This window comes from Microvirga sp. HBU67558, from assembly GCF_018069605.1.
Taxonomy (GTDB): Bacteria; Pseudomonadota; Alphaproteobacteria; order Rhizobiales; family Beijerinckiaceae; genus Microvirga; species Microvirga terrae.
Genome location: NZ_JAGPUP010000404.1, coordinates 1 through 7,841, shown reverse-complemented (window position 1 = coordinate 7,841; position 7,841 = coordinate 1). Strand labels below are relative to the sequence as shown.

The 7,841-nt window shown below is 65.4% G+C and carries 10 protein-coding genes; 3 read left to right on the top strand and 7 right to left on the bottom strand.

All coding sequences use genetic code 11. The features are described from left to right. Positions 1-92: 92 nt before the first annotated feature. The 3 genes from KBI52_RS03205 to KBI52_RS03195 form a co-directional block, all read right to left on the bottom strand. Complete coding sequence (locus KBI52_RS03205; RefSeq protein WP_173945713.1) at positions 93-671, bottom strand: HD domain-containing protein; 579 nt, start codon at positions 669-671, stop codon at positions 93-95. 10 nt (positions 672-681) lie between these two features. Then, complete coding sequence (locus tag KBI52_RS03200; RefSeq protein ID WP_210805252.1) at positions 682-1,227, bottom strand: adenine phosphoribosyltransferase; 546 nt, start codon at positions 1,225-1,227, stop codon at positions 682-684. A 76-nt stretch (positions 1,228-1,303) separates the two neighbouring features. Beyond that, a complete protein-coding gene (locus KBI52_RS03195) occupies positions 1,304-2,179 on the bottom strand; it encodes an S-methyl-5'-thioadenosine phosphorylase (RefSeq protein ID WP_173945711.1) in 876 nt (291 codons plus the stop codon). Between the two features lie 138 nt (positions 2,180-2,317). Here KBI52_RS03195 and KBI52_RS03190 point away from each other — a divergent pair, with 138 nt between their 5' ends. After that, positions 2,318-2,566: a hypothetical protein gene (locus KBI52_RS03190; protein ID WP_210805250.1), complete on the top strand. Its 249-nt coding sequence runs from the start codon at positions 2,318-2,320 to the stop codon at positions 2,564-2,566. On the opposite strand, the gene KBI52_RS03185 is transcribed toward KBI52_RS03190, so the two are convergent. The 4 genes from KBI52_RS03185 to petA form a co-directional block, all read right to left on the bottom strand. Then, complete coding sequence (locus KBI52_RS03185) at positions 2,550-3,158, bottom strand: 2'-5' RNA ligase family protein (protein WP_210805248.1); 609 nt, start codon at positions 3,156-3,158, stop codon at positions 2,550-2,552. The two genes, KBI52_RS03190 and KBI52_RS03185, sit on opposite strands and share 17 nt — an antisense overlap. Positions 3,159-3,234: 76 nt before the next feature. Further along, the gene (locus KBI52_RS03180; RefSeq protein WP_173945708.1) at positions 3,235-4,119 is read right to left on the bottom strand and encodes a cytochrome c1; all 885 of its coding nucleotides are present in this window, start codon (positions 4,117-4,119) and stop codon (positions 3,235-3,237) included. A 25-nt stretch (positions 4,120-4,144) separates the two neighbouring features. Then, on the bottom strand, positions 4,145-5,425 hold the full coding sequence (locus KBI52_RS03175; RefSeq protein WP_173945707.1) for a cytochrome b/b6: 1,281 nt from the start codon (positions 5,423-5,425) through the stop codon (positions 4,145-4,147). 24 nt (positions 5,426-5,449) lie between these two features. Beyond that, the gene (petA, locus tag KBI52_RS03170; protein WP_173945706.1) at positions 5,450-6,013 is read right to left on the bottom strand and encodes a ubiquinol-cytochrome c reductase iron-sulfur subunit; all 564 of its coding nucleotides are present in this window, start codon (positions 6,011-6,013) and stop codon (positions 5,450-5,452) included. 261 nt (positions 6,014-6,274) lie between these two features. On the opposite strand from petA, the gene KBI52_RS03165 reads away from it, so the two are divergent. Both KBI52_RS03165 and hemF read left to right on the top strand, forming a co-directional pair. Then, entirely contained in the window at positions 6,275-6,754 is a 480-nt protein-coding gene (locus tag KBI52_RS03165; protein WP_210805246.1) for a tRNA (cytidine(34)-2'-O)-methyltransferase, read from the top strand. Positions 6,755-6,766: 12 nt separating this feature from the next. Next, a complete protein-coding gene (gene hemF / locus KBI52_RS03160) occupies positions 6,767-7,663 on the top strand; it encodes an oxygen-dependent coproporphyrinogen oxidase (protein WP_210805244.1) in 897 nt (298 codons plus the stop codon). Positions 7,664-7,841 lie beyond the last annotated feature (178 nt).

Below are 7,841 nucleotides of genomic sequence, written 5' to 3'. Positions count from 1 at the left end.
CCGATGCTCCCACCTCTTTGAAGAGCGCATCGTTCATGCGGAAAACCGGATCCACTTTTCGCTGAAGCGGCCCTCTGGGTCCGCACGATGCGCTAGCGGGTCTTCGAGCCTCCGGCCCGCACTCGCGTCTCCTCGTCGAGCAGAACACGGATCTCGGCCAGAATCGGGTGAGCGGATGTATGCTTGCGCCCATAATCGAGGTTGAACGCGTAGTCGAAATCAACAGGGTTTCGGCCCTGGTTGTGCTGGAGAATCGTCTCCAGCTTATCGAGTCCTTTGGCGAGAACGGCCTCGGGCGACGAAGCCGCCTCGTATTCCTCCCACAGGGCCAGGATCTCGGCCTGCTTCGCGGGATGAAGGGCTCTGGTCAGCTCCTTGAGGTCAGCCCTTTCCTGAGCGGACTTGTCGAACCTTTCCGTCTGAAGAACGGCGGGGATGTCTCCGCTTAGGGCCTCGCCGAGATCATGGACGATGCAGAGCTTGATGAGGCGCAAAGGGTCGATGTCCCCGAACTCGTCCGAGAACACCAGCGCCATGAGGCACAGGCGCCAGGTATGCTCGGCCGTGCTCTCGGACCGGCCCGTGGACGTGAAGCCGCTGCGCAGGGTGCTCTTGAGCCGCTCCGCCTCCCGCAGGAAGTCCAGCGCTCCCAGGAGGCGCTCGTTCGCCATCGATGATTCCTCAATGCCCCTCGAAGCTCACGAGGCTTCGCACCTCGACCCCGAGGTCTTGCAGCTTCGCGGCGCCGCCGAGATCCGGCAGGTCGATGATGAAGCATGCCGCCACGATGTTGGCGCCCATCTGGCGCAGAAGCTGGGACGCTGCGACGGCCGTGCCGCCCGTGGCGATGAGGTCGTCGACGAGGATCACCCGCTCGCCCTGGCCGATGGCGTCCGTGTGGATCTCCATCTCGTCGACGCCGTATTCGAGCGAATAGGCGATGCGCACCGTCTCGTGGGGCAGCTTGCCCTTCTTGCGGATTGGGACGAAGCCCGAGGAGAGCTGATGCGCGATGGCGCCGCCGAGAATGAAGCCCCGCGCCTCGATGCCCGCGACCTTGTCGACCCGTCCGCCCGCGAACGGATGGACGAGCTCGTCCACGGAGCGACGGAAGGCCCGGGCGTCACCCAGAAGGGTCGTGATGTCCCGGAACACGATGCCGGGCTTCGGGTAATCCGGGATCGAGCGGATTGCGGCCTTCAGGTCGGTGATGAGACGCTGGTCCATGAGGTCAAGCCTGCCTGAGTATCGAAAAGGGTGGGTTCGCCGGCAGCATTCCCGAAGGAATCCGGCGATCGCGCGCTCAAGGGTTTAGCACCCGCCCGGCCACCGCATCCAACTTTTTCAGAAGATCCGGGTCGCGGGCTGAAGGGGCCGTCATGATGGCGCCGTCGAGGGCCCGGTCGGAGCCCACCGGGCACGGCTCATGCTCGGTCGGGAAGTCGCGGGCGATGCGGGCAATCAGGCGGGCCACCTTCGTGGCGTTCTGGTGGGCGACCGCGACCACGGAGGCCACGTCGACGTTGTCGTGCTCGGGATGCCAGCAATCGAAATCGGTCACCATCGCGATGGTCGCGTAGGTGATCTCGGCCTCGCGGGCGAGCTTGGCCTCCGGCATGGCCGTCATGCCGATCACGTCGTAGCCGAGCTTCTTGTAGGTCATGGACTCGGCGTAGGTGGAGAATTGCGGCCCCTCGATGCACACCAGCGTGCCTCCGAGGGTGAACGGGATTTTCTCGGCCACCGCGGCATCGGCGATGTGCTGGCGCAGCAGGGGGCCGACCGGATGGGCCATGGGCACATGGGCGACGCAGCCCCGGCCGAAGAACGAGCTTTCGCGGCGGTGGGTGCGGTCCACGTACTGGTCCACCAGGACGAAGAAGCCTGGATAGAACTCGTCCTTGAACGAACCGCAGGCCGAGACGGAGATCAGGTCCGTGACCCCGGCGCGCTTCATGACGTCGATATTAGCCCGGTAGTTGATGTCGGACGGGGACAGGCGGTGCCCGCGCCCATGGCGCGGCAGGAAGACGATTTCGGTCGTGCCGATGCGTCCGATGCGCGGCACGTCCGAGGGTTCGCCCCAGGGAGACCGGATGCGCTCTTCGCGCATGTCCTCGAGCCCGGGCAGATCGTAGACCCCCGACCCGCCGATGATGCCTAAAACCGCCTTCGCCATCGCGCGCCCTCACCGTTCCTGGGCTTTCCGCCCGTTCCGCTTCATAGACGAGTGCGGGCCGGGTCCCAAGTCCCGCATCGGGATCACGCGATTCATCTAGGTGAATGCGGGCGGCGACCGGGACATTATGCTTTCCTGATGAACGACAAGACCGGCAACGCCACCCGACGCTGCTCCGCGGCGATCGGCCAGTCTCATATCCTCGCGGCCCTGACCCGCGAGCAGATCCGCTATAGCGAGTCGCTGATCGCGCAATCGCTCATCCTCCTCCGGAGCCAGCGCATCTATCCCTACGATCCCGTCGCGCAAGCAGGCCCGACGCCCCAGGCCGTCACCTTGGCGGCGTCCGAACCATCCTCGGAGCCTCGTCTCACCGCAGGGGAATAGACGCGATCTCGTCCGTTTCGAGGCAGGGAAAGAGCGTCTCGCGAACGAGCCTGATCCGCGTGACGGGCGCCGTGATCGAGACGGGCAGGCTTTCGACGCGTGCCACCACCTCGTCCGGGATGGCGGTGCTCGTCCGGTAGCGTGCAAGCGTGGAGTGGATCAGGTCGTAGATGATCGGGCTTGCCCCCGGCGGTGGAGGGATTTCGCGCACGATCCTGTCCCGGATGGCTTGGATGAGGCTTGTCTCGTCGGTGGCCGTCGCGATGATGGCCGTGTCCGTCACCTTGAGGCGGGAAAAGCGCAGCTCCAAGGTCTGATGACCCGTGCAGAGCTCCTTCAGAAGGCTCTCGCTCTGCCGGGCGATGCTCTGCCAGTAGGCCTCCTTGTCGAAGCCGCCCTTGACGGTCACGAGCGGATAGATGGTGACATGCAGCCCGTGCTTGGGCCCCACATGCAGGGGCCCCGGCCAGAGCCCGGCGAAGGCCTGCTGCACTGTCTCGAAGGCCGCCCGGGTTTCAGGCTCCAGGCTGGGCTGCACATGATAGGCGAGGCAATCCTTGCCCCAGATGTCGTCGGCGATGGTCTGCAGCATGATGGTCGGCCTGGACGCCTCTCCGGTCGAGGTCACCTCGAAAAGAAAAAGGCCCCGGAAGACGGGGCCTTGATCCTTAGGGATTGTGGGTCATCGGAGGCGTCGCGTGCCCTTCGACCTCGCCGCCCACCCGGGCCCAGACCTTCTTCTTGGTGAAGTAGAGCAGACCGGACAGGACGAGCAGGAACAGGATGACCTGGAAGCCGAGGCGCTTGCGGGCCTCGAGGTGCGGTTCAGCCGTCCAGGTAAGGAAGGCCGTCACGTCGCGAGCGTATTGATCGACGGTTTCCGGGACCTGAGGTTGGCCGGCCTCGTTCTTCGGATACTCGACCTGGCCGTCGCTGAGCGGCTTCGGCATCGCGATCACGTGGCCCGGATAGTAGTGGTTGTAGTGACCACCCTGAGGAACCGTGAAGCCCTGCGGCGGCTCCTCGTAGCCGTTGAGCAGCGCCACGAGGTAATCCGCGCCGTTTTCCGAGTACTGCCGGAACACGTCGGTGATGAACCAGGGGAAGCCGCGCTCGTAGGTGCGGGCCTTGGGCATCAGGGACAGGTCCGGAGGAGCCTTGCCGCCGTTGGCGGAAGCCGCGGCGTTCTCGTTCGGGAACGGAGCCGGGAAGTGGTCGGCCGGACGGCCCGGACGCTCGAACATGTCGCCGGCTTCGTTCGGACCGTCCTGGACCTTGTACTCCGCCGCGAGTGCACGGACCTGGGCCTCGGAGAATTCCGGACCGCCGGGCTGATGCAGATTGCGGAACGCCACGTAGTTCAAGGAATGGCAGGAGGCGCAGACCTCCCGGTAGACCTTGAAGCCGCGCTGGAGCTGGGCCCGGTCGAACTTGCCGAACGGCCCCTGGAAGCTCCACTTGAGCTGCGGCGGGACCGGGGTCTCGCCAGCAGCGAAGGCCGGAGCGGACAAGCCGAGAACGGCGGCTGCGATGAGAAGAGTACGCTTCATCATTGTTTGTGTTTCCTCGACTCTCGCATCAGCCCTTGGAATGCGGCTCGGCATTGGCGCCGGCCGGAATCCCAGCCCCGCCCTTCTGCACGCCCATGACGGATTCGAGGATCGAATTCGGCAGCGGCAGCGGACGCTCGACGAAGCCGAGCACCGGCAGAATGATGAGGAAGTGGGCGAAGTAGTAGGCGGTGCAGATCTGGGAGGCGATCACGTACCAGCCCTCAGCCGGGCGGGAACCCAGCCAGCCGAGCAGGAAGCACACGATCACGAAGATCCAGAAGAACTGCTTGTAGAGCGGGCGGTAGGCCGTGGAGCGCACCTTCGAGGTGTCGAGCCAGGGCATGAACACCCAGATCACGATGGCCGAGCCCATGGCGATGACGCCGCCGAGCTTGTCCGGGATGGCGCGCAGGATCGCGTAGAACGGCAGGAAGTACCATTCGGGAACGATGTGCGCGGGCGTCACGGCCGGGTTCGCCGGGATGTAGTTGTCCGCATGGCCCAGATAGTTGGGCATGTAGAACACCCAGTAGGCGAAGAAGATCATGAACACGACGACCGCGAAGACGTCCTTGATCGTCGCATAGGGGGTGAACGGAACCGCGTCCTTGCCCGACTTGATCGGGATGCCGGTCGGGTTGTTCTGGCCCGGCACGTGCAGCGCCCAGATGTGCAGGATCACGACGCCCGCGATCATGAAGGGCAGCAGGTAGTGCAGGGAGAAGAAGCGGTTCAGGGTCGGGTTGCCCACCGAGTAGCCGCCCCAGAGGTAGCTCACGATGGTCTCGCCGACGAGCGGGATCGCCGAGAAGAGGTTCGTGATCACGGTGGCGCCCCAGAAGCTCATCTGGCCCCAGGGGAGCACGTAGCCCATGAACGCGGTGGCCATCATCAGGAGGAAGATGATCACGCCGAGGATGTAGAGAACCTCGCGCGGCGCCTTATAGGAGCCGTAGTAGAAATTCCGGAAGATGTGAACGTAGACGGCGACGAAGAACATCGACGCGCCGTTGGCGTGCAGGTAGCGGATCAGCCAGCCGTAGTTCACGTCGCGCATGATGTGCTCGACGGACTGGAAGGCCATGCCCGCGTTCGGCGTGTAGTACATCGCCAGGAACACGCCGGTCACGATCTGCGCGACGAGCATGAACACCAGGATGGCGCCGAAGGTCCAGAAATAGGTCAGGTTCCGCGGAACCGGGAACGCGATGAAGGACGAGTGGATGAGGCCCGCGATGGGCAAGCGGCTCTCGAACCACTTACCGAAGGCGCTCTTGGGAACGTAAGTTGTGGGATGGTCGCTCATGATATCGCCTGATCGTCGCTTAGGTTACGCCGTGGCCTCTTGGCCGATCACGATCTTGGTGTCGGACGCGAAGGTATAGGGCGGGATCGGCAGGTTGATCGGCGCCGGGCCGCCGCGGACGCGGCCAGAGGTGTCGAAGATCGAGCCGTGGCACGGGCAGAACCAGCCGTGATACTCGCCCTGCTGGCCCAGCGGCACGCAGCCCAGATGGGTGCAGTTGCCGTAAACGATGAGCCACTGGGCATGGCCTTCCTTCACGCGGGCCGAGTCCGGCTGCGGATCGCGCAGGGAGGCCACGTTCACGTCCTCGGCGGCCTTGATCTCCTCGGCCGTGCGGTGACGGATGAAGATCAGCTTGCCGCGCCAGAAAACCTTGACGATCTGCCCTTCGGCGATGGGGGTCAGGTCCACCTCGACGGGGGCGCCGGCCGCCACCGTCGCCGCGTCGGGCGCCAGGGACTGGACGAAGGGCCATACCAGGGTGGCTCCGCCGACGACGGCAGCTGCGCCCGTGGCGATGTAGAGGAAATCGCGCCGTGTCGGCTCAGCGACATGAGTGGTGGTCTCGGCCACTTGGCTCTCCAGCATTGATCAAAAAACGAGAACCGCGCATCGGCAATCCCTTGGGAACCAAGGCATTTGGCACACGAGGTCCAAAATGGAACAAGCATGCGCGGCGACGCGCGCGCAATGCGACTGGGAGTCGCCGCGCGGTGGCTCTTTGGCACGGCCAAGCCCGCCTGTCCATAGCCGGATTGGAGTTGTTCCAGCTTGTGGCGCAAATGCCGCCGGGGCGAATGGCCCTGCGGCTCCCTTGACGGCGAAGCCCGTTCCTCCGATGACGGGCCCATGCCCCGTCTCGCCATTTTCCAGCCCGACATTCCACAGAACACCGGGACCATGCTGCGCCTGGCCGCCTGTCTCGGCGTGCCGGTGGAGATCATCGAACCTGCGGCCTTCGACGTCTCCGACCGCAACCTGCGCCGCTCGGGCATGGATTATCTCACCCATGTGACGGTCACCCGGCACATCTCGTGGCGTGCCTTCGAAGCCTGGCGGCAGGAGAGCGAGGGCCGGCTGATCCTGACGACCACGAAAGGCGCGGTCGCTTACACGGATTTCGCCTACCGGCCGGACGACATCGTCCTGGTCGGACGGGAATCCGCCGGCGTGCCGGAGGAGGTCCATCGGGCGGCCGACGCCCGGGTCGTCGTCCCGATGCAGCCCGGCCTTCGCTCCCTGAACGTCGCCGTAACGGCCGCCATGATCCTCGGCGAGGCCCTGCGGCAGACCAGCGCGTTTCCCCATCCGGCTCCTTCCGAAACCTGAAGCGACACCACCATGATCGATACGACAGCCGTCGAACGCCTGCAGGCAGAGGCTCCCATCTGGTTCGCGCTGCTGCGCGACCGCATCTGCGCCGCGTTCGAGGCGCTCGAGGACGAGGTCGCGGCTCCCCTGCCCCCCGAGGCCGCCGAGCCAGGACGGTTCGAACGCACGCCCTGGGAGCGCAAGGATCACGGCGGCGCCCCCGGCGGCGGGGGCGTCATGTCCATGATGCGCGGCCGCGTCTTCGAGAAGGTGGGCGTGCATGTCTCGACCGTGCATGGCGAGTTCGCGCCGGAGTTCCGCGGCCAGATCCCGGGCTCCGACCAGGATCCGCGCTTCTGGGCTGCCGGCATCTCGCTCATCGCGCATCCCTGGAACCCGAACGTTCCAACGGTGCACATGAATACCCGCTTCGTGGTGACCACCAAGCCCTGGTTCGGCGGCGGGGCCGACCTCACGCCCGTGCTCGACCGGCGTCGGACTCAGGACGATCCGGATACCGTCGCGTTCCATGCGGCCCTGGAGAAGGCCTGCCGCACCCATGCGCCCGACGGCTCCTACGAGAAGTACAAGACCTGGTGCGACGAGTACTTCCATCTCAAGCACCGCAACGAGCCGCGCGGGGTCGGGGGCATCTTCTACGACTACCACTGGACCGGGGATCCGGACGAGGACTTCGCCTTCACCCGGCACGTGGGCGAGGCCTTCCTCAAGGTCTATCCCGAGATCGTCCGGCGCAACGTCACGCAGCCCTGGACGGAGGAGGACCGGGTCGAGCAGCAGGTGCGGCGCGGGCGCTACGTGGAGTTCAACCTGCTCTACGATCGCGGCACGATCTTCGGGCTGAGGACCGGCGGCAACATCGCGTCGATTCTCTCGTCCATGCCGCCGACGGTGCGGTGGCCGTGACGCCAGCCACCGCGGAAAAGCACGGTTGTTCGACATCGACGCCCTCACGGCATCCTCCGTCATCGCCAGCCTCGTGGCGATGATCCCGCTTGTTTGAGGTGCGGCGCTCTTCCGATCGGGATGGCCGGCACAGGGCCGGCCATGACGGGGCAGGGTCGGATAGACGGGTTTGTGATCT